22 protein-coding genes and 1 riboswitch are annotated in these 21412 nt (G+C 36.3%); of the genes, 1 reads left to right on the top strand and 21 read right to left on the bottom strand.

Going from position 1 to position 21412, the window contains the following annotated elements:
- The 19 genes from pyrH to VAHSUH02_RS05125 form a co-directional block, all read right to left on the bottom strand.
- Positions 1-726 (bottom strand): UMP kinase, encoded by a 726-nt coding sequence (gene pyrH, locus VAHSUH02_RS05215; protein ID WP_005378934.1) that lies wholly within the window; start codon positions 724-726, stop codon positions 1-3.
- Positions 727-788: 62 nt separating this feature from the next.
- Positions 789-1469, bottom strand: coding sequence for a translation elongation factor Ts (tsf, locus tag VAHSUH02_RS05210; protein WP_005378927.1), 681 nt, complete (start codon positions 1467-1469; stop codon positions 789-791).
- Between the two features lie 97 nt (positions 1470-1566).
- Positions 1567-2319 carry a 30S ribosomal protein S2 gene (gene rpsB, locus VAHSUH02_RS05205; protein WP_005379083.1) on the bottom strand — a complete coding sequence of 251 codons (753 nt, stop codon included), beginning with the start codon at positions 2317-2319 and terminating at the stop codon, positions 1567-1569.
- A 238-nt stretch (positions 2320-2557) separates the two neighbouring features.
- The gene (gene rpe / locus VAHSUH02_RS05200; protein ID WP_038148774.1) at positions 2558-3208 is read right to left on the bottom strand and encodes a ribulose-phosphate 3-epimerase; all 651 of its coding nucleotides are present in this window, start codon (positions 3206-3208) and stop codon (positions 2558-2560) included.
- A gap of 1 nt (position 3209) precedes the next feature.
- A complete protein-coding gene (gene rsgA, locus VAHSUH02_RS05195; RefSeq protein WP_005383250.1) occupies positions 3210-4073 on the bottom strand; it encodes a ribosome small subunit-dependent GTPase A in 864 nt (287 codons plus the stop codon).
- Between the two features lie 7 nt (positions 4074-4080).
- A complete protein-coding gene (gene pknB, locus VAHSUH02_RS05190) occupies positions 4081-6006 on the bottom strand; it encodes a Stk1 family PASTA domain-containing Ser/Thr kinase (protein ID WP_005383249.1) in 1926 nt (641 codons plus the stop codon).
- A 26-nt stretch (positions 6007-6032) separates the two neighbouring features.
- Positions 6033-6734, bottom strand: a complete 702-nt coding sequence (locus tag VAHSUH02_RS05185) for a Stp1/IreP family PP2C-type Ser/Thr phosphatase (protein WP_005383248.1) — start codon at positions 6732-6734, stop codon at positions 6033-6035.
- Entirely contained in the window at positions 6727-7773 is a 1047-nt protein-coding gene (gene rlmN, locus VAHSUH02_RS05180) for a dual-specificity RNA methyltransferase RlmN (RefSeq protein WP_005378925.1), read from the bottom strand. Before rlmN ends, VAHSUH02_RS05185 begins: the two co-directional genes overlap by 8 nt.
- A 30-nt stretch (positions 7774-7803) precedes the next feature.
- Positions 7804-9162, bottom strand: coding sequence for a 16S rRNA (cytosine(967)-C(5))-methyltransferase RsmB (gene rsmB, locus VAHSUH02_RS05175; RefSeq protein ID WP_005378780.1), 1359 nt, complete (start codon positions 9160-9162; stop codon positions 7804-7806).
- Positions 9146-9970 (bottom strand): DUF116 domain-containing protein, encoded by an 825-nt coding sequence (locus tag VAHSUH02_RS05170; protein WP_005378869.1) that lies wholly within the window; start codon positions 9968-9970, stop codon positions 9146-9148. The genes rsmB and VAHSUH02_RS05170 overlap by 17 nt, the downstream gene beginning before the upstream one ends.
- Positions 9927-10934 (bottom strand): methionyl-tRNA formyltransferase, encoded by a 1008-nt coding sequence (fmt, locus tag VAHSUH02_RS05165; RefSeq protein WP_005378789.1) that lies wholly within the window; start codon positions 10932-10934, stop codon positions 9927-9929. Before fmt ends, VAHSUH02_RS05170 begins: the two co-directional genes overlap by 44 nt.
- Positions 10927-11415, bottom strand: a complete 489-nt coding sequence (gene def, locus VAHSUH02_RS05160; RefSeq protein WP_005378942.1) for a peptide deformylase — start codon at positions 11413-11415, stop codon at positions 10927-10929. Before def ends, fmt begins: the two co-directional genes overlap by 8 nt.
- A gap of 12 nt (positions 11416-11427) precedes the next feature.
- Positions 11428-13611, bottom strand: a complete 2184-nt coding sequence (gene priA, locus VAHSUH02_RS05155) for a replication restart helicase PriA (RefSeq protein WP_005383234.1) — start codon at positions 13609-13611, stop codon at positions 11428-11430.
- A gap of 88 nt (positions 13612-13699) precedes the next feature.
- Complete coding sequence (gene metK, locus VAHSUH02_RS05150; RefSeq protein WP_005383231.1) at positions 13700-14890, bottom strand: methionine adenosyltransferase; 1191 nt, start codon at positions 14888-14890, stop codon at positions 13700-13702.
- 47 nt (positions 14891-14937) lie between these two features.
- A riboswitch (SAM riboswitch) is annotated at positions 14938-15037 on the bottom strand.
- Positions 15038-15261: 224 nt separating this feature from the next.
- A complete protein-coding gene (gene coaBC, locus VAHSUH02_RS05145) occupies positions 15262-16464 on the bottom strand; it encodes a bifunctional phosphopantothenoylcysteine decarboxylase/phosphopantothenate--cysteine ligase CoaBC (protein ID WP_005383229.1) in 1203 nt (400 codons plus the stop codon).
- A 54-nt stretch (positions 16465-16518) separates the two neighbouring features.
- The gene (gene rpoZ, locus VAHSUH02_RS05140) at positions 16519-16734 is read right to left on the bottom strand and encodes a DNA-directed RNA polymerase subunit omega (protein WP_005378818.1); all 216 of its coding nucleotides are present in this window, start codon (positions 16732-16734) and stop codon (positions 16519-16521) included.
- 4 nt (positions 16735-16738) lie between these two features.
- Positions 16739-17368, bottom strand: coding sequence for a guanylate kinase (gene gmk / locus VAHSUH02_RS05135; protein ID WP_005383227.1), 630 nt, complete (start codon positions 17366-17368; stop codon positions 16739-16741).
- An 8-nt stretch (positions 17369-17376) separates the two neighbouring features.
- Positions 17377-17646, bottom strand: a complete 270-nt coding sequence (gene remA / locus VAHSUH02_RS05130) for an extracellular matrix/biofilm regulator RemA (RefSeq protein ID WP_005379012.1) — start codon at positions 17644-17646, stop codon at positions 17377-17379.
- Between the two features lie 12 nt (positions 17647-17658).
- On the bottom strand, positions 17659-18540 hold the full coding sequence (locus tag VAHSUH02_RS05125; protein WP_005383226.1) for a YicC/YloC family endoribonuclease: 882 nt from the start codon (positions 18538-18540) through the stop codon (positions 17659-17661).
- A 107-nt stretch (positions 18541-18647) separates the two neighbouring features.
- Here VAHSUH02_RS05125 and VAHSUH02_RS05120 point away from each other — a divergent pair, with 107 nt between their 5' ends.
- Positions 18648-20366, top strand: coding sequence for an Rqc2 family fibronectin-binding protein (locus tag VAHSUH02_RS05120; protein WP_005383224.1), 1719 nt, complete (start codon positions 18648-18650; stop codon positions 20364-20366).
- 72 nt (positions 20367-20438) lie between these two features.
- Here VAHSUH02_RS05120 and VAHSUH02_RS05115 read toward each other — a convergent pair whose 3' ends face one another.
- Positions 20439-20903 (bottom strand): hypothetical protein, encoded by a 465-nt coding sequence (locus VAHSUH02_RS05115; protein WP_005378819.1) that lies wholly within the window; start codon positions 20901-20903, stop codon positions 20439-20441.
- 14 nt (positions 20904-20917) lie between these two features.
- Complete coding sequence (gene coaD, locus VAHSUH02_RS05110; RefSeq protein WP_005378904.1) at positions 20918-21409, bottom strand: pantetheine-phosphate adenylyltransferase; 492 nt, start codon at positions 21407-21409, stop codon at positions 20918-20920.
- Between the last annotated feature and the right edge of the window lie 3 nt (positions 21410-21412).

The following is a 21412-nucleotide window of genomic DNA, read 5'->3' as shown; positions in this document are numbered from 1 at the left end:
TTATTCTCCGCGAACGATAGTCCCTACTTCTTCACCTTTTGCAGCTTTTGTAATATTACCAGGAATATCCATGCTGAAAACGATAATAGGGATATTATTGTCTTTACATAATGTAGTGGATGTAGAATCCATTACTTTTAATTCTTTTGTAATAATGTCATTATATGTTAATTCATCAAATTTAACGGCATTAGGATTTGTTTTTGGATCAGAATCATATACACCATCAGCAAACTTTTTAGCCATCAAAATTGCATCAGCTTCAATTTCTGCAGCGCGCAATGCAGCTGTTGTATCAGTGGAGAAATAAGGTTTCCCAAGGCCTGCGCCAAAGATAACGATACGTTTTTTCTCCAAATGTCGAATTGCACGACGACGAATATAAGGCTCTGCAATTTCCTGCATTTCAATAGCTGTTTGTACGCGAGTATCCACGCCAGCTTGTTCTAATGCATCTTGCAATGCTAAGGAGTTCATCACTGTTGCCAACATGCCCATATAGTCAGCTGTAGCACGATCCATACCTTGATTGCTACCAGCTAACCCTCTCCATAGGTTACCGCCACCAACAACAATAGCGATTTCTAAATCAGTGGATTTTGCCAAAGCTGCGATTTCTTGTGCAAACTTTTCAACTACATCCGGGTTAATACCAAAACCTTGATCACCCGCTAATGCTTCACCACTCAACTTCAAAACAATACGTTTAAAGTGTCTCTTTGCCATTTGTATACTCCTCTATTGCAAAATAAGAGAACACGGTACGGTGTTCTCTTATTATTTATTAATTATTTACCAACAGATGCCATTACTTCTGCTACGAAGTCATCTTGGCGTTTTTCAATGCCTTCGCCCAAACCGTAGCGAACAAAACGACGTACGTTGATGTTTTCACCGATTTTTGCAATATTTTCATTAATGATATCAGTAACTGTTTTGTCACCATCTTTAATGAACGCTTGTTCTAATAGGCAATTTTCTTTATAGAATTTTTCAATACGGCCATTAACCATTTTTTCTAAAACAGCTTCAGGTTTTGGTTTACGACCAGCTTTAACGTCTTCTTCAGCTTCTACTTTAGCTTGTTCCAACAATACTTGTTTTTCATGTTCGATTACTTCAGCAGGAACCTCTTCACGGTTTAAGTATGCAGGGTTAACAGCTGCGATTTGCATAGCGATATCGCGTGCTAAGCTTTGGAAATCATCAGTTTTAGCAACGAAGTCAGTTTCGCAGTTAACTTCAACTAAAACACCGATACGACCACCAGCATGAATGTAAGATTGTACTACACCTTCAGCTGCGATACGACCAGCTTTTTTAGCTGCAGCAGCCAAACCTTTTTCACGAAGAAGGTCAACCGCTTTATCGATATTACCGTCAGTTTCAACTAATGCTTTTTTTGCATCCATCATACCTGCGCCAGTCATGTCGCGCAATTCTTTTACCATAGCAGCAGTAATTGCCATTATTTTGTTCCTCCTAGTACTAATTAAGGTAAGGATACAGTCCTTACCCTAATTATATATGTTATAGATTTATCTTTCAAATGCTAATCAATTATGATTAAGCTTGACCGTCGCGAACCATTTCTGCAGAATCAGAAACCATGTTATCTAATGCTTCATCAAAGGATTCACCTTGACGACCTTCAAGAACAGCATCAGCCATTTTACCAGCTAATAATTTTACAGCACGGATAGCGTCATCATTTGCTGGGATTGGGAATTCAACTTCATCTGGATCGCAGTTAGTGTCAACTGTTGCAACAACTGGAATACCCAATTTTTTAGCTTCTGCAATAGCGATTTTTTCTTTTTTAGGATCAACTACGAAAAGAGCACCTGGCATTTTAGGCATATCTTTGATACCGCCAAGATATTTTTCCAATTTTTCCATTTCATGACGAAGACCGATAACTTCTTTTTTAGGCAATACTTCGAAAGTACCATCTTCTGCCATAGCTTCCAATTGTTTTAAACGTTTAATACGAGTTTCAATTGTTTTGAAGTTAGTCAACATACCACCCAACCAACGTTCGTTAACGAAGAACATGTTAGCACGGATAGCTTCTTCTTTAATAGCTTCTTGAGCTTGTTTTTTAGTACCTACGAACAAGATTACTTCGCCTTGGGAAGCAACTTCACGTAAGAAATTGTAAGCTTCTTCTACTTTTTTAACTGTTTTGGACAAGTCAATGATATAAATACCATTGCGTTCAGTGAAGATGAATTTCGCCATTTTAGGGTTCCATCTTCTAGTCTGATGACCAAAGTGTACACCAGCCTCTAATAATTGTTTCATTGATACAACTGCCATTGTGGCACCTCCTGTTAATTAACCTCCGCCGCTTCATCCTTCGGGTCACCCAAAATTAGGCACAGTACCGAAGTCCACTGACGTGCATATTTTTCATACTTAGTAATTTTAACAAAAAAATATTCTAAAAGCAAGTAAAGAGTCAGTAATTATAAAAGAATTACTGACTCTTTATATCATAGTATATATCTACAATAAAAGACTTATGATTTTTACTCGAATCTAGATATATTTTATATTAGTTATTACGTATTGCTTCGATCATCTTCGCTCTATCAGGAGCCCCAAATACAGCAGATCCAGCAACTAACATGGTAGCACCTGCATCCTTAATTGGTATGCAAGTAATATCGTTAATACCACCATCAACCTCTATAACAGCATCATTATTACCAGCTGAATCCAATAAAAGTTTCGCTTGTTTTACTTTTTCTACAGCCCGTGGAATAAAGGATTGTCCTCCAAATCCTGGATTGACGGACATGATTAAAATCATATCCAAGTCTCCGGCCACATCTTCTAACATCGAAACTGGTGTCCCTGGGTTGAGCGCAACCCCTGCTTTCATACCAGCGGATTTAATCTGCTGTATCAATCGGTGCATATGAGGAACTGTTTCTTGATGAAAGGTAAAGTACTCAACACCAATTTTTGCATATTCTTCAACATAATCAGCCGGATTAGTGACCATCAAATGTACATCAAAAGGCAATGCAGTATGTGGGCGGATAGCTTTTACAATAGGTGCACCAAATGTAAGATTAGGCACGAAATGTCCATCCATAACATCGATATGAAGATAATCAGCACCAGCAAGTTCAACACTTTTAATTTCATCACGCAATATTGAAAAATCTGCGGATAACATAGATGGAGCTATTTTAATCATTTTAAAACCTCTTTCTTTGGTTTTGTATATCTTTTCGAATATTCGTGTACGCATCATAGCGACTTTCAAAAATTTTATGATTTGCCAAAGCCTCCTTGATACCACAAATCGGTTCATGCTCATGATAACAAGGATTAAATTTACAAGCTTCTACATAATCAGAAAATTCAGGGAATAGTGTAGGTAATCGTTCTAATGTAATATCAGTGAATTCAATAGAACTAAAACCAGGTGTATCCATGATAAATGAATCAGCATTTAAACTAAACAATGAGGCATGACGTGTTGTATGCTTCCCACGTTTAATCTTATCGCTTATCTCACCTGTCTGGAATGCAAATTTTTCATCTACTGCATTTAAGAGGCTACTTTTACCAACACCGGAAGGTCCTGCAAAAGCAGTAACCTTGTGTTGCAAATGATTGCGTAATTCATCAATACCGATATGATTTATGGCAGATGTAGTGATAACATGATATCCAATCGATTTATACTTATCGATTAATGCATCTGTCGATGCATCACCTACATCGCACTTATTTATGCACAAAATGACTGGTATATCAGCATGTTCAATCATTACTAACATTTTATCGAGTAATAACTCATTAATATCAGGATTATGAGAAGCAACAACAAGGATAACTTGGTCGATATTAGCGACAGCAGGACGTATCATTGAATTGTGACGTGGCAAGATAGTCTCAACGAATCCATCTTCTGAAAACTCTACACGATCACCTACAAGCAAACTATATTTCGACTTTTTAATACGTCCCCGCACCTTACATTCATGAATGGTTCCAAATTCATCTTGAATATAAAAGTAACCATTCATATTTTTAATTACAATACCTGTACTCATACGGCCTCTACAACGCAGTATCTTGAACTAATGCACCATTTAGGTACACCTGTATTCGAACATTGCCCACACCAGATACATTTTTTACGATACGGTCACCAGGTTTATTTGTATCATCGTATATAACGGAAGATCCATCATCATCCTTTACGACAATTTTGACTTCTTGATTTTTAGAACCAGATGGTACGGTTATATCTACAGTCCCTTTCGTTCTATTAGAAGAGCTTTGCTTAGAGTCGTCTTTTTTGGAAGAATCTCCCTTTAATTCAGTAGCTAAGTTTAAGCTACTACCTTCAGAAACCTCTTCACCAGCTTTTATACTTTGTTCTGTAACAATTGATTTATCATCTACTGAACCAGCAATCTGATTAACACCAATATTGTTAGAGCTCAATACTTGGCGAGCATCTTTCAAGGTCATACCAACGAGATCTGGCATTTTAACCTTCTTAGCTTGTGCTTTATTTACAACTAAATCAACAGTAGTGCCTTTGGATACCTTGGAATCACCAGAAGGACTTTGTGCAACTATAACATTATCAGGTTTTCCTTCAACAGATCCTTGTGAGATTTTACCCACAACTAAGCCTAAATCTTTAAGACGTTGACGTGCTTGATCTACAGTCAAACCAGAAAGATCAGGAACTGTAATATCACCAACACCTTTAGATACGACTAAATGTATAGTACGCTGTTCCTTAACTTTTTCCCCAGCACCAGGGCTTTGAGAAATAACTTGTCCTGCTGGAACATCTGTATTAGTTACCTCACTTGTCGATACTCGTAAGTGTTTATCTTCCAAAATATTTTTGGCCACAGAGACTTGTTTACCTACTACATTTGGTACATCAACAGTGGTATTACTCCAAAAATTACCATAACTCAAGAATGCACCTAAAAATGCAATCAAGAAAATAACGGCAGCACCAAGAACTATATATTTTTGTGGTATAGATGCAATCTTACTAAGCATAGATTTCTTTTTTTCCTCATTAGGCGTAGAATCATCGATATCACTGAAATCATCTAATGTATCTGGATCTACAGCCGGAATCATTTGTGTCGCAAAATCGTATGGTTCATGACGTTGTGTTTTTCCCATTGTAAAGCCTTGAGATAAACGTAAGTCCCCCATCATTTCAGATATGGAATCAAATCGATCAGTAGGATTTTTAGCTAATGCTTTCATCACAACCGCTTCTAACAATGGTGGTATAGAAGGATTATATCTTGTAGGTGGAATGACCTTTTCTCGTACATGTTTTAATGCTACTGCAATCGGTGTTTCCCCTTCAAAAGGAACCTTGCCAGTTAACATTTCATATAAAACGACACCTAAGGAATAAATATCTGTATTTCCATCGACAGGTTTTCCACTAGCTTGTTCTGGTGAAAGATAATGAGCAGACCCCATTATAGAATTTGTGTACATAACAGTGTTAGTGGTATTCATAGCACGTGCAATACCAAAATCAGTCACCTTTACACGACCTGTATTTGTAATAATTACATTATGTGGTTTGATATCGCAATGAACAATTCCCATTGCATGGGCATGTTCTAAGCCCTCACCGATAGCAATAGTAATCTTAACAGCTTCGTCAATGGATAATCGATGATGACGGGTAATATATTCTTTAAGTGTTTCTCCGTCTACATATTCCATAATGATATAATGCATGCCTTGATCATAGCCTACATCATACATATTCACGATATTAGGATGATTTAACTTGCCTGCAGCCTGCGCTTCTCGTTTAAATCGACTTACAAATTCATCGTCACTAGCAAAGTTTGAATGTAAAATTTTTATGGCTACTGGACGGCCTAATAAAGTATCTTCACCTTTATATACGTCGGCCATTCCGCCAACACCAATCTTGGTCAGGATACGATAGCGATTATCCAGCAATGTATCTTTAATCTTCATAATATTTATAACTCTCCATATCTAGATTAGATAGTTCCTACTATAATGGTAACATTATCACCGGCACCAGCATCATATACATCAGCAATCAATGTATTTAATACCTCTGTATTATCATCAATATGATGTAATACTTCTCGTATTCTTTCATCGCTAATATACCCAGATAATCCATCTGTACATAATAGAATTCGATCACCGGATTTTACATGTAGTGTACCACTATCGACATGTAAATCTTCTTCAACACCGACGGCTCTAGTTAATAAATTACGTTGCGGGTGTACAATCATCTCTTCTTTTGTAATTTCACCAGCATCTAATAACTGTTGAACCATAGAGTGATCCGTGGTAATTTGCGTCAATTCATCATTTCTATAAATATAGAGTCTACTGTCGCCGACACTAGCCCAAAGTAGATTATCATCTACCTTAGCAACCACAACAGCAGTAGTTCCCATTCCACTAAGCCGTTCCTCTCGTGCCACACGATTAACTATGCGTGTATTCGCATGTAATATAGCATCGACTAAGGACGTTTCATTAATGGTAGGAGTAGATTGTAAATATTCTTTTATTTCATCAACAGCATAGGTGCTGGCGATTTCTCCGCCTCTATAGCCTCCCATGCCGTCAGTAACAGCACAAATATTATCACTAATAAAAAAGCGATCTTCATTCTGTTTTCTGACTAATCCAATTTTACTTAAACCTACGATATTATTCATGAATCTCCTCTTTCCGACCGTGGGCTACTTTTAATTGTCCACATGCGGCTTGAATAGCATCGCCCATTTCTTTACGAATTGTAACAGAAACACCATAAGAAGCGACAATATCCTTAAATATGTTCATATGTTTACTAGAAGGTTTATACAAATTAATATGTTCATTCCCATTTACAGGAATAAGATTGACATGACAATTAGGAAATGCCTTGCCAATGTTTCCTAACTCATGAGCTTCCTCTAACGATACATTAATTGAATCTATTAAAATATATTCAAATGTTATACGTCGCTGTGTTTTTTCATAATAATATTTTACAGCATCTAAAACCTCGTCTAATTTGTATCGAGATCCAACAGGCATAATCTTACGACGTGTTTCATCTGTTGTAGCATGTAAAGATAACGCTAATGTAATCGGAAGATCCTCATCTGCCAATTTATAAATATTAGGAACCCAACCACAGGTAGAAATAGTCATTTTTCTATAACTAATATCAAATGTCATAGGGTCGTGAATAAGTTTTAACGCCTGCAATACATTGTCATAATTTTGTAATGGTTCACCAGCACCCATGACAACTAAAGAGTGAATATCTTCTTGTTTTAAGGCACTAAAGAGAACAACTTGACCTACAATTTCAGAAACCGATAAGTCTCTAAATAATCCCCCTTGTGTAGATGCGCAAAAAACACAGCCCATAGCGCATCCAACTTGGGAGGAAACACATACAGAATTGCCATAATATTGCTCCATTAGAACGGCTTCAATTCTGCTGTGATCAGTAAGTTCCAATAATAATTTCTGTGTTTTTCCGTCAGGTGATACAGATTGAGTAATCACTTTAGGAATCGATATTATGCAATTAGAATCCAACCAATCTCTCAAGTTCTTAGGGAATTGTGTCATATCTTGAAATACAAAAATATGACGATGATATATGTAATCAATCAATTGTTTTGCACGAAATTTTTGAATTTTATGTTCCTCAAATAACGCTTGCAATTCAACTAACGATTTACCCAACAATTCAATCATGAGTGCTCCCATTCAAAGTTAACAACTTAGTTAAGAAATACGTTGCATTTTAACCATAAAGAAACCATCCATATCATCTGTTGGTGGATATGTTGTAATCATACCACTATTTGACTTAAGTGGGAAATCATCCGCCACAGGAATAATAGAAAACTCCTTATGTTTCTGTAAAAATGCCTCGACTACCTCTTCGTTTTCCTTGTAGTTTAATGTACAAGTGGAATATATTAAATAGCCTTTTTCCTTAACTGTCATAGCAGCGCGTTCTAAAATGGCTAACTGTAAAGATGGTAATTCTGAAAGTATCGATTCCTGTTTTCGCCAACGCATATCTAGTTTCTTTTGAAGAATACCTAATCCAGAACACGGTGCATCTACAAGCACACGATCAAAATACGAGTTCCATGAATCTGGTAACTTTGTGGCGTCCTGTACTTTTGTATGAACAATAGAAGCACCCAATCGGTCAGCATTTGAATTCATGAGTTCAATCTTATGTTCATGTATATCACAACTCATTAATGAACCTACATTATTCATTAAAGTTGCCATGTACATGGATTTACCACCTGGTGCAGCGCAGCAATCTAATATACGCTCACCAGGTTGTGGATTTACGAGACGTGCTACTAGCATAGATGCCTTATCCATGAATGTAATATAACCTTTTATAAATGCCTCAGATTTTTCAAGGCTACCACGATGGCTATTAATATAAATAATATCCTCGTAATTAGAATCCTGTGTAACAGCCCATCCTTGTTCATTTAACATAGTTAAACATTGTGGAATATCAATAAGAATCGTGTTAATACGTGCCGTCAATTTAGGCTGTTCATTAAACCATGCACATAAATCTTCTGTTTTGTCACGACCAAACTCACTTATCCATAAATTGATAAGCCAAAGAGGAATATTGTAAATGAAAGAAATAGCTTCTATATCATTAGCTGCTAAATCTTCAATACCAATACTATCTTGTTCTCGTATAACGGATCTCAATATGGCATTTACGAAGCCAGATAGACCTCGTGTTAATTTCTTCGCTAATTTAACTGATTCATTAACTGCTGCACTTTCCGGTACCTTATCCATATAGATAATCTGATATACACCTAGTCGTAAAATTTCTACCACCATAGAGGACAATTTTTTTATAGGACGTTTGGCAAAATGCACGATAATAGCATCTAAATAATTGCGTCTACGCACCACACCGTATACGAGTTCTGTAAAGAAGCGTCTGTCTAAGTCAGATAGATTATATTTTGAAATATAGTCCTGTAAAACAATATTAGCATAGGCACCCTTACGATTGATATCAGATAATGCCTTTACAGCCAATAATCGTATATTCTGTTTTTGTCCGTTTTTAGCAATTTCGTTCATAGTTATCCTTATCAATCAGTAACTCTACAGCATCTCGTACCTTGTTAATATCAACAGTCGTATTACAGCAAGGTCCATTAGGGCGTTCATTTAATACTCCGATAACAGGAATAGGAAATACATCAGCCATACCACTAGCAAGATCTCGTTCACAAGCTATAGCAATAATAGCCTTAGGCTTTGCCTCTTTAACCTTCATACGTGCCAATGTGCCACCAGTGACAACTATAAATTGACAACCATATTCCTTCGCGATTTTCAATAACCCTCCTACCTGACAGCGACCACATTGCTTACAGTTGTATACATCATGTGTCACCTTATGAATACAGGTGTTCTCTTGAAGACAATGAGGTGTTAATAGAAGAATGCGTTCAGGAGGTACTTTATATAAATTCATAACCACTAGATGATTAATTAAATCAATCATAGCTTGACGTAATTCATCTTTTTGTATGCCTATGAAAGCCTTTCCTAGCCCTAATGATAATGGGAAAAGTAAATAAATAAATCGATTAGCTATTCGTAAAACTATAGGATGAATATATCTAAAACCTAGAGAAGCAATAGCTAGAACAAACCAAAGTCCCCAAATACCTAATATTAAGAGTCCACCTATACTTTCACTAATAAAAGCTAAGTTGTATGATATTCTTTCTAATCCTGGCCAAACTATATACATTGAAAAGCCGATGATTATTGAAATGAATAAACAAGATAGAGCCGATAATTTTAAATATAATGGGTATCTTTTGTAATATATATTACACTTCGTCAAATGCAATACCACCTTTAATTTGGTGACCATTAATAAAATCTTGGGCACTAATACGCTTTTTATTTTCTGGTTGTACCTCTGTAAGGAGAATAAAACCTTGATCACCAGTCGACACAACAAGTCCCTTTGCTGTATGCACTATAGTTCCAGGAGGTGCAAATTCTACAGAAATCTCATTGTTATTTACAAAAATTGTGGCCATCTTATTGTTTACAGATGTAATCTCAACCATTTGAGCAGACCAAATCTTTAACCGTTTCCCCTGTAAGAAAGAATAACATCCAGGTGCAGGATTTAAACCACGAATCAAGTTGACAATCTTATGTGCCGGTTGATGCCAATCAATAAGCCCCATTTCTTTTGTAATCTTAGAAGTGTGGCTTGCTAAAGCGTCATCTTGAGGGGTGGCTGTAATTTTACCTTTCACCCATTTATCTAATACAGGAGAAATAGTGCGAGCCCCTAATTCAGCAATGCGCTCAAATAAAGCGCCTGTTGTTTCGTTTGGAAGTATATCAATTTCTGCAATATCGATAATATCACCTGTATCTAAACCATCATCCATATGCATAATGGTAACCCCTGTTTTAGTATCACCATTTAAAATAGCATAATGGATAGGTGCTGCCCCCCTATATTTTGGCAATATAGATGCATGAATATTAATACATCCATATTTAGGCAAACGAATAAGCCATGGTGGCAAAATCTTACCGTAAGCAATTACGACGATAACGTCTGGTGCAAGATCAATCAATTCCTTTTGAACAGCATCATCACGTAATGTTATAGGTTGATACACGGGCAAATCCAAAGATAACGCAGCTTCTTTAACTGGTGGCATTTGAATCTGCTTACCACGTCCCTTTTGTTTATCGGGTTGGCAATATACACCTACTATAGAATGACCAGCCTCAACTAATGCGCGTAATGTAGGAACAGAAAAATCTGGCGTGCCCATAAATACTATGCGTAATGGATTATTGTTAGACAATTTCCTTTTCCTCCGGATGATCTGCAATACGGCGTAAGTTTGTAGCTTTTTCAATAAATAAATGACCTTCTAAATGATCTATTTCATGTTGAAAAATTCTAGCCAAAAAACCTTCAGCTTTAATCATAACTTTTTTATTATGTGGATCGATACCTTTTACGGTAACCTTTTCAAAACGTTCCACATCTCCGAAATAACCTGGTACACTTAAACAGCCTTCTAGCCCAATTTGACTTCCTTCACCATGAATAATTTCAGGGTTGATAAGCGCTATTAATCCACTACCAGCATGATCATCAACTACTATTATGCGTTTTGAAACATTAACCTGCGGTGCTGCCAATCCAACACCTTCTGTTTTATACATTGTATCGGCCATATCTTCTATTAAAGCACGCATTTTTTTATTTACATGTTCTACAGGTTCTGCAACCTCTTTTAATATGGGATGTCCCGCTTTTACTACTTCAAGTACTGCCATATACTCCTCTTATCAAATAGGGTCTACATCGATAAGTAGACCTTCTTGTGTAAAAATCCAAGAATTATATATATAATCTTTTACGGCATCTAAATTTTCTCCGCGAATCATAATCGATAAACGATACATATCGCGAATCTTTTTAATGCCTGCTTCATAAGGACCATTAACATCAATCGATTGTGATTTAAAATTTGTTTCCAAATCATCTACAATTTTTTGAGAAATCGATTCAGCCATTTCTTCCTTCGCATGTCTTATAACCATATAAATCATTTCGCGAAATGGTGGATACCCTAAGTCCTTACGATTTACTATTTCTTCATTGTAAAAGCCCAAATAATCATGAGCCTTACTCTTTATTATAGCATAATTTAAAGGATTATATGTTTGTATAACAACACTGCCAACCTTATCACCACGACCCGCTCTTCCTGATGTTTGCGTTAGTAGATCAAATGCACGTTCAGAAGCTGAATAAACAGGTATATTTAAGACAGAATCAGCCGTCAATATACCTACAGCTGTTACATCCTTAAAATCATGCCCTTTAGAAACCATTTGGGTCCCTAATAAAATATCATATTTATGTTTACCAAAATCTTGAAGAATTTCTTCGCCCATATCCTTATGCTTAGTTACATCTTGATCTAAACGCGCAATACGAGCGCCTTTAAAATGTCGGCGTAATTCTTCTTCAACTTTTTGTGTGCCAGAGCCAAAGAATTTAATTCTTTTACTTTGACATTTAGGGCATACTGAAGGAATTGGTTCATGGTGCTCACAATAGTGACACCGCAACTCTTCACCGGCTTGATGGTACACCATAGCAACCTCACAATGAGGACACATAATCGTTTCACCACAATCACGACACATGACAAATGTGCTGTAGCCACGACGATTTAAAAGAATAATCATCTGATTTCCATCCGCTAATGTACGCTCAATAAGATGTGTCATAGCATCGGAGAACACCGAGTAGTTGCCACGGATCATTTCTTCTTTCATATCTACAATTTGAACATTTGGCATCGGTTGATCAAAGATACGGGTTGGCAACTCTAACAGCTTATATTGTCCTTGTAAAGCCTTGTAATACGATGTGATAGCAGGTGTAGCAGAGCCTAAAATAACAGGACAATCATGAGCCATACCTCTCCATAATGCGACATTTTTTGCATTATAACGAATCATATCTTCCTGTTTATAAGATGTATCATGTTCTTCATCTAATACAATAAGCCCAATATCTTCAGCAGGCGCGAAAACGGCAGAACGAGCGCCAATAATGATATGGCTATCCTTCCTTCGTATACGTTCCCAGTTATTATTTCGCTCACTAATGGTTAGTTTACTATGGAAAACAACAACTTCATCACCAAAGGTAGAAACAAAACGACGAACAATCTGATCGGTTAATATAATTTCAGGAACTAGAATAATGGCGGTTTTACCTTTTCCTATACAACGAGCAGCAGCTTTTAAATAAATTTGTGTTTTACCACTACCAGTTACACCATGCAAAAGGAATGTATTATACGATTCAAGGTCCATCATCTGCTTAATCGGTTCATATACAATTTGTTGTGCTTCAGTTAACGGAATTGTTTCTTCGCCACTCAGCAATTCGGTAAAAGAAGTTTTTGTATCTTTAAAGCGTTCTTCAATATGAATGCCATGCTCTTCACCGACCTGTTTAATAACCATATAAGAATAGCCTTTGGCTCTTAATAAAGATTTAGGAGCCCCACCTACCTCGATGAGATAGTTAGCCAACTCACGCTGCTTGCGCTTCTTAGAACTTAATTGATCAATCTTAAACTCTGGCGTTACAACGAGCCATTCTTCTTTTGGTGCATCGTAAGATTTTAATGTTTTATGCACAGTAAAAAGACGTAAAGCATCTCCAAAGGAACACAAAAAATAACGACTAATTTTCTGTGCCGTATCCATCATTTCCCGAGTAAACCAAGGATCACTATCAAGAATATCTATTATAGAACGCAAAGTAAATGTTGGTTTCTCTAATAGTTCTTCATACCCAATAAGGATGCCCTCTTCACGACTAGCACCTAAGGGAACTAATACACGAGTCCCTGCTTTCACATCACCAAATTTCTCTGGTAACAAATAGCTTAACGGTTTATGTAATTGTTTGGCAGGTCTATTAATAATAATACTTGCTACGCGCATTAGTTCACCTCCTCTAATCTAATTATTATAACATATCCTAGAGGAGATAAAAAAAGACTTAGTAGACAAGTCTACTAAGTCTTTACTATTATAAGCCAGTTTCGTGACGTAAAATATCAGCTTTATCAGTACGTTCCCATGGAAGATCAACATCAGTTCTACCAAAGTGACCATACGCAGCCGTCTTACGATAATGAGGCTTTAATAAATCAAGCATTTCAATGATACCTGCTGGGCGCAAGTCGAAATGTTTGCTTACTAATTCTTGAATTTTTTCTTCTGCAATCTTAGCAGTACCAAATGTATCAACTAAAATGGATACAGGTTTTGCAACACCAATCGCATACGCTACTTGTACTTCGCATTTATCTGCGAGACCTGCAGCTACAACATTTTTAGCTACGTAACGAGCTGCATATGCTGCGGAACGGTCAACCTTGGAAGGATCCTTACCAGAGAAAGCACCGCCACCATGACGAGCCATACCACCATACGTATCAACGATGATTTTACGACCTGTTAAACCAGCATCACCATGAGGACCGCCGATAACGAAACGACCTGTAGGATTAATGAAGAATTTAGTGTTTTCATCGATGAATTCTGCAGGAAGTGCTGCATCGATAACATAGCGTTTCAAATCATTTTTAATTTGCTCTTGTGTTACTTCTGGGCTATGTTGCGTAGAAATAACGATTGTATCAATACGTTTAGGTTGATTGTCAACATATTCTACAGTAACTTGTGTTTTACCATCTGGACGAAGATATGTTAATGTGCCATTCTTACGAACTTCTGCTAAACGACGGGATAAACGATGTGCTAAAGAAATTGGCATAGGCATATATTCAGGTGTTTCATTTGTTGCGTAACCAAACATCATGCCTTGGTCACCAGCGCCAATTTTATCATTGATTTCGCTATTACCATCTTTAGATTCTAATGCTTCGTCTACACCCATAGCGATATCTGCAGATTGTTCATCAATAGATACTAACACACCACAAGTGTCACAATCGAAACCATATTTTGCACGAGTATAACCAATTTCTCGAATTGTATCACGTACTACACGAGGAATATCAACATATGTGCTTGTAGAGATTTCCCCTACGACATGGACTAAACCTGTAGTCACAAGTGTTTCACAAGCTACACGAGCCTTTGGATCTTTTTCAATAATCGCATCCAAAACAGCATCAGAAATTTGGTCAGCTATTTTATCTGGATGGCCTTCCGTAACGGATTCAGAAGTAAAAAACATATGTTTTTCTGCCATTTTTGCCTCCTATAATAAAAAAATCCCTCATGGTCTCTCATGAGGGAGACCCATCTATCAGTCCATGACTGTTGGAATTAGCACCTTCTTTTAAAAAGGGTTGCTGTAGCTTCAACGGGCCTTTCCCTCCACTACTCTTGATGAGTTAAATTACGATATAAATTGTATACCATTTTTGTAGAAAAATCAAGTTAATTCACTTTATGATAACAGGCGCTGATATATATCTAATCACATTGCCTAGTTTAGCTATGCTCATCAATAATAGCAGTATATATACCAGCTTGCAGTGTAACACCACTAGCTATTGTAAACGCCATAGCCAATGGTAATGCGACTACACCTACAAACTATAGACAACATTACATAAGCTATTTTACAGCTAACAATTCAATAACTTCTCCAATAATGTATCTAGCCAATTCTGATTTTTGCATATTTGGCATTATTTTAGGCTCTTTATTAGGATATAAAAAATAGCCTTCATTCGTATCTACATTAAATCCAGCATTTGATTTGCTTACATCATTAGCTACTAACATATCAAGGTTTTTGCGACGTACTTTATCCATGCCGTAATCGACAACATGTTCTGTTTCTGCAGCAAAACCAACCAGTAATTGATGGGTTTTATGCTCTCCCAGTCCTTTAAGTATATCCGGATTCTTTACGAGATCTAAAGTCATAGATTCCATTTTTTTGATTTTTTGAGGCGCTTTATTAGCCACCCTAAAATCTGAAACAGCCGCAGCCATTATCACCACATCTGTTGATTCGTAATAGGAATTAACAGCCTCCTGCATAGATTCCGCAGAATCTACAGGCACATACTCAACACCTTTAGGAATCTCTAATGATGTAGGGGCACTCACTAGAATTACGCGAGCCTTTTCCTTAACAGCAGCAGCCGCAATGGCATATCCCATCTTTCCACTAGATCTGTTACCTATATATCTAACAGGGTCAATATTTTCTTGTGTTCCACCAGCTGTAACAAGAATAGTCTTACCAGCTAATTTACCAGTCCCATCTAGAGAATGTAATTCTTCTGTCAACCAATTAACAATCTCTTCTGGTGCTGGTAGTCTACCCACACCTGTTACGCCACAAGCTAGCCAACCAGCATCGGGTTGCATAATATGGTATCCCAAAGATGATAAATCCTTTAAATTTCTCTGTACAATAGGATTATTGAACATCTCTGTATTCATAGCAGGACATAAAAATTTAGGTGCTGGCGTTGCCATAATTGTTGTAGTGAGCATATCATCGGCAATACCAGCTCGTATTTTACCAATTACATTAGCTGTGGCTGGTACCACAATATAGGCATCAGCCCAGGTTGCAAGAGCAATATGTTCTACATTCCAATCGTGGATTTCTTCCCACATATCAACAGCTACAGGATGACCACTAATTTCACCAAATGTCATAGGTGTCGCAATATGAGTAGCATTTTTCGTCATTACCACTTTGACCTCTGCCCCAGCTTTTCGCAAACGACTTACCACTTCAATTGCTTTATATGCAGCAATACCTGCTGAAACACCTACGATAATATGTTTCCCTTTCATAATTCTCCTTTTAAAAATTCCTTGTACAAAATGTACAAGGAATTTTGAGTAAAATTATTTAATACCTTCTTTAGTGCGTTTATATGTTACTTCACCTTCAGCAATCTCATAGAATGCTAAAGATACAGGTTTATCTGTATTATGAATATCTGTAGCAAGACATTCTTCACCATCGGTCAACTCGCGAGCGCGTTTAGCTGCTAGCGTTACCAATGTATATTTACTATCTACACGTTTTTCCAATGCTTTCAATGGAGGTTTTACCATCATACTATCACTTCTCCTTAGACTCTTGATATTGCTTATAAATATATTGAATTTGCTCTTTATTACGACTGATTTTACAAGCTTCAGCACGCAATATAGAAGCAACCTTTAAAGACGCATCCTCTAAATCATCATTGACCACAATATAATCATAACGATGAGCTAATGCTAACTCAGAACATGCCAATGATAAACGCTTATCGATAACCTCTTTTGCATCAGTTCCTCGATTATGAAGACGTTCAGATAATTCGGTTAAAGACGGTGGCACAATATAAATAAATACGGCATCACTAAATCGCTCTTTAACTTGCATAGCACCTTGAATATCGATTTCAAGAAGTACACTCTTCCCTTCATCCAACAAATTCATCACATGTTGTTTTGGGGTGCCATAATAATTATCATATACCTTAGCATACTCTAAAAATGCATCTTCTGACAATAATGATTCAAATTCTTCTTTTGTGCGGAAGAAATAATTAGTTCCTTCCTTTTCTCCAACCCGAGGTTCACGTGTGGTCATAGATACAGAATATACAAGATTAGGCATTTCACCTCGTATATTAGAACAAATCGTTCCCTTGCCTGCACCAGATGGGCCGGAGATAACAATTAATAAACCTCGATCTGCCATATTAACTCCTAAGCTTCTACAGTATCTTCATCGACTTCGTGTTGCACAATACGATGTGCCACCGTTTCAGGTTGAATAGCTGACAAAACGATTTGCCCACTATCCATAACGAGCACAGCCCGAGTTTTACGTCCATAGGTTGCATCTATGAGGAGACTTTTATCTCTTGCATCTTGAACCATGCGTTTAATAGGTGCAGATTCAGGACTAATAATAGCGATAACGCGATTAGCAGAAACCATATTACCAAAACCAATGTTTAGTAATTGGATACTCATAAATAGACCTCCTTACTCAATATTCTGTACTTGTTCTCTAATTTTTTCTAATTCACATTTCAATTGTACCACATGGTCTGTCAGTGTTATATCCATCGCTTTTGAGCCAATCGTATTAACCTCACGATTCATCTCTTGAATGATAAAATCTAACTTACGACCAATCGGTTCATCCATCTTAAGTGTATTTGTTAATTGTACCACATGAGACCTAAATCGGACAATCTCTTCCGTAATATCAGTTTTGTCAGCCATAATAGCAACTTCTTGTAGTAAACGATCTTCATTGGCAGTAATGTCAAGACCGTCCACATAGTCCATCATTTTAGTTCGCAAATTTTCTTTATAAGCAATAACAGCATCGGCTTTATGACTGTTAATGTCTTCTATAATATTTGTCATTTGTGAAAGCCGGTGTAACAAATCTTGTTGAATATGAATCCCCTCAGATTGTCGCATACTGACTAATGCATTAAGTGCATTAGTTGTAGTATCAGTAACTAAAGACTGAAGTACATCTTCTGTAACTTCAGAATCTTGGATTTGTACCCAATCATTGGATATGGCCATCACTGCCGATAAAGGTACCTCTTGAGGCTCCCTATAAAATCCTTCTGATACCAGTAAGTCTTGAATTTGATGTTTTAAAGAACTATTTATTATGAATTGTTTTTCTCTATCCGCTACATCCTGCAATGTTACAAACACATCAACTTTACCTCGATGTATGGTTTTTTGTATACATTTACGGATACTATGCTCTACAGAATTAACTTGTTTAGGACTTCGTATGTTGAGATCTAAAAATCTAGAATTAACAGATTTAATTTCTATGATACATTGTAAACCATCTACAATTTGAGTTGCTCGCCCAAATCCCGTCATGCTATTCATGGAAGAACCTCCTTTTTATATATTGTATCACGAATTTTAAAGATATCTATTAATTATCTATGTTATACTAAACTATACATTGTGAGTTACCAAATGAAAGGATCACCATGAATTTAGACGGATTAACCATGTCTGTATTGGCAAGAGAATTAAATGAAAGCCTACAGAGTGGACAAATACAAAAACTTTATCAAGTAGATAAACACTCATTACTTTTTAAAGTACGTAATGCTAATCAAGACGTAAATCTGATGATAACTGTAGGTGCCAATCCTGCAATATATTTATGTAAACCTATCCAAGATTTACCCAAAGAACCTAGTTCATTATGTATGTTTCTTCGCAAACATATAGAGGGCAGTCGTATTACATCTGTAGAACAAATTAACGGAGATCGTATCCTCTGTATCCATATTGATAAGCTTGAAATGGATGGTTCCATCACCTCAACATCGATATATATTGAACTTATGGGGAAATATTCTAACTGTATCTTTGTGCAAAATGATATAATTTTAGAATCTATTATTCATGTATCGCCATTAATGAACAGAGAACGTTCAGTAGGTCCTAAGATGGCATATGAATTACCACCTAATTCTAATCGTGTATCTTTACTAGATTTTAATGAGGAAGAAATATTAAATCTTCTTACATCCTTTGGATCTGGTACAGTCACTAATACTATACGCTCTCTCTTTAATGGATTTGGTAAATCACTATTAGATTATGTTCTAACATTATCTAATTTAGATGGCACTGAAGAACTAAAAGCCTTATCAGATGATGCAATTCAAAAATTATCAGGGGCTCTAGAAACTTTAAAAGAAAAATTATTAAACGCTAATCAATTATATGTCTATAAAAATGAAAATGGTAAAAAAATATATATGCCATGTCCAATGGAAACGGATTGTACATTAATAGAAACGTATCCAACCATCTCAAAAGCAATAGAACAGTCTATCGCTGACACGGGTTCAATTCATACGGCTGACAAGGAATTGGAACGTATTATAGCTAATGCTATAAAAAAAGAAGAGTTACGTCACAAAAAGATTAAAGATGAACTAGATGATACTAAAAAGATGGAAACCTATAAATTATATGGTGATCTTTTGATGATTAATAGTCATATACAAGCTCACTATCAATCTTCCATTGACGTACAAAATTTACTTTCAGAATCAGCAGAAACTATAACAATTCCCTTAAAACCTGAATTGACCATTGTGGAAAATGGACAATGGTATTACAAACTATATACAAAATTAAAGAATCGAATTATTAGTGGCCAATACCAACTAGACCAAAGTACGATAAAATTAAAATATTATAGAACAATCTTATACAGTTTATCTTTAGCCACAACTAGAGAATCACTAGAAGAAATACGCCATGAATGTATGGATGCAGGCATTATTAAGAAATCTAAAAAACCTCTCTCCTATAAATTGGGAAAATCGAATTACATTCATCTTGAAATCCCAGAAGGCGAACTTTATATCGGACGAAATAACCAGCAAAATGAATACTTAACTCATCGTTTTGCAAAACCAAATGATTTGTGGTTTCATACACAGGATATTCAAGGTTCCCATCTTATTTTACGTACGAATCATGAACCTGATGATATGCTCATTTCACAAGTAGCAAAATATGCTGCCTATTTTAGCAAGGCCCGTCATTCATCAAAGGTTCCTGTAGACTATACATATATAAAAAATATCAAAAAACCACCTAAATCACCTTTAGGATTTGTGATTTTTAACACTCATCAAACAATGATTGTTGAACCAGAAAAACCACCTATGTATGAGGAATAACAAAACCCCGATAGATACCTATCGGGGGTTTTCTCTGCAATCATTAGCATTATCTGTACTAATTACAATATATTATTGATTTTCAGTTTTTTGTTCACTTTGTTGCAAGCTTTCGCGGTTTTGACGAAGGCTTTCCAACGTTTTTTCTAAATTGTTTTCTACATATTTCAATACGTCACCAGCATATTGAATAGAGCTAGATTTCAACTCTTCAGAAGATTGGTTTGCAGCATTGATAATTTGATTAGCTTGTTCTTGTGCTTGCTTAACAAGTTCACTTTCAGCAGTCAATTTAGCAATGTAATCTTTGGCTTGATCGATTAATGTTTCAGCTTGACGTTGAGCATCAGCCAATACTTTATCTTTTTCGGCCACAATACGACGAGATTCATCGAGCTCAAGTGGTAAAGATTCTTGAATTGCATCGATAATACGCATAATTTCATCTTCTTCAACCATGCGTTTTGTAGTCATAGGAATACGGCTGCTAGATTCAATAAGAACCTCTAAATCTTCAAGTAATTTTTCTGTTTTCATACAATTCACTCCTATTATTTATTACCATCGATGTTAAAACGTTTTTCTAATTTTATCTTTACATCGTCAGGAACAAGTCCATCTAACTTACCACCAAATTTAGCTAACTCACGAATCCCTGTTGAGCTTACAAAAGAATATTTATTATTGGTCATAATAAACACTGTTTCAATATCATCATCCAAGTATTTTGCAAATAGAGCACGTTGAAATTCATATTCAAAATCACTAAGAGCTCTAAGTCCACGAATAATAATACTTGCATTTTTGGATTTAACATAATCGATGAGTAATCCACCTGTACAGTCGATTTCTACATTAGGAATATGCTTAACCGCATTTCGAATCATCTCAACGCGTTCTTCCATAGTAAACAATGAATTCTTATTAGGATTTGAACTTACAGCGATAATCAACTTATCTACGAGACGACTACCGCGCTCAAAAATGTCAACGTGACCATTTGTAACGGGGTCAAAACTTCCTGGGCAAACTCCTATCCGCAAGGG

This window comes from Veillonella atypica KON, assembly GCF_002959915.1.
GTDB classification, from domain to species: Bacteria; Bacillota; Negativicutes; order Veillonellales; family Veillonellaceae; genus Veillonella; species Veillonella atypica.
This window is presented reverse-complemented; position numbering and strand designations above follow the sequence as displayed.

What these genes read in the sequence shown, in the direction of transcription:
- pyrH (WP_005378934.1), bottom strand. Translation starts at nt 726, where the DNA reads ATGGCAAAGAGACACTTTAAACGTATTGTTTTGAAGTTGAGTGGTGAA.
- tsf (WP_005378927.1), bottom strand. Translation starts at nt 1,469, where the DNA reads ATGGCAATTACTGCTGCTATGGTAAAAGAATTGCGCGACATGACTGGC.
- rpsB (WP_005379083.1), bottom strand. Translation starts at nt 2,319, where the DNA reads ATGGCAGTTGTATCAATGAAACAATTATTAGAGGCTGGTGTACACTTT.
- rpe (WP_038148774.1), bottom strand. Translation starts at nt 3,208, where the DNA reads ATGATTAAAATAGCTCCATCTATGTTATCCGCAGATTTTTCAATATTG.
- rsgA (WP_005383250.1), bottom strand. Translation starts at nt 4,073, where the DNA reads ATGAGTACAGGTATTGTAATTAAAAATATGAATGGTTACTTTTATATT.
- pknB (WP_005383249.1), bottom strand. Translation starts at nt 6,006, where the DNA reads ATGAAGATTAAAGATACATTGCTGGATAATCGCTATCGTATCCTGACC.
- VAHSUH02_RS05185 (WP_005383248.1), bottom strand. Translation starts at nt 6,734, where the DNA reads ATGAATAATATCGTAGGTTTAAGTAAAATTGGATTAGTCAGAAAACAG.
- rlmN (WP_005378925.1), bottom strand. Translation starts at nt 7,773, where the DNA reads ATGATTGAATTGTTGGGTAAATCGTTAGTTGAATTGCAAGCGTTATTT.
- rsmB (WP_005378780.1), bottom strand. Translation starts at nt 9,162, where the DNA reads ATGAACGAAATTGCTAAAAACGGACAAAAACAGAATATACGATTATTG.
- VAHSUH02_RS05170 (WP_005378869.1), bottom strand. Translation starts at nt 9,970, where the DNA reads ATGGTCACCAAATTAAAGGTGGTATTGCATTTGACGAAGTGTAATATA.
- def (WP_005378942.1), bottom strand. Translation starts at nt 11,415, where the DNA reads ATGGCAGTACTTGAAGTAGTAAAAGCGGGACATCCCATATTAAAAGAG.
- priA (WP_005383234.1), bottom strand. Translation starts at nt 13,611, where the DNA reads ATGCGCGTAGCAAGTATTATTATTAATAGACCTGCCAAACAATTACAT.
- metK (WP_005383231.1), bottom strand. Translation starts at nt 14,890, where the DNA reads ATGGCAGAAAAACATATGTTTTTTACTTCTGAATCCGTTACGGAAGGC.
- coaBC (WP_005383229.1), bottom strand. Translation starts at nt 16,464, where the DNA reads ATGAAAGGGAAACATATTATCGTAGGTGTTTCAGCAGGTATTGCTGCA.
- rpoZ (WP_005378818.1), bottom strand. Translation starts at nt 16,734, where the DNA reads ATGATGGTAAAACCTCCATTGAAAGCATTGGAAAAACGTGTAGATAGT.
- gmk (WP_005383227.1), bottom strand. Translation starts at nt 17,368, where the DNA reads ATGGCAGATCGAGGTTTATTAATTGTTATCTCCGGCCCATCTGGTGCA.
- remA (WP_005379012.1), bottom strand. Translation starts at nt 17,646, where the DNA reads ATGAGTATCCAATTACTAAACATTGGTTTTGGTAATATGGTTTCTGCT.
- VAHSUH02_RS05125 (WP_005383226.1), bottom strand. Translation starts at nt 18,540, where the DNA reads ATGAATAGCATGACGGGATTTGGGCGAGCAACTCAAATTGTAGATGGT.
- VAHSUH02_RS05120 (WP_005383224.1), top strand. Translation starts at nt 18,648, where the DNA reads ATGAATTTAGACGGATTAACCATGTCTGTATTGGCAAGAGAATTAAAT.
- VAHSUH02_RS05115 (WP_005378819.1), bottom strand. Translation starts at nt 20,903, where the DNA reads ATGAAAACAGAAAAATTACTTGAAGATTTAGAGGTTCTTATTGAATCT.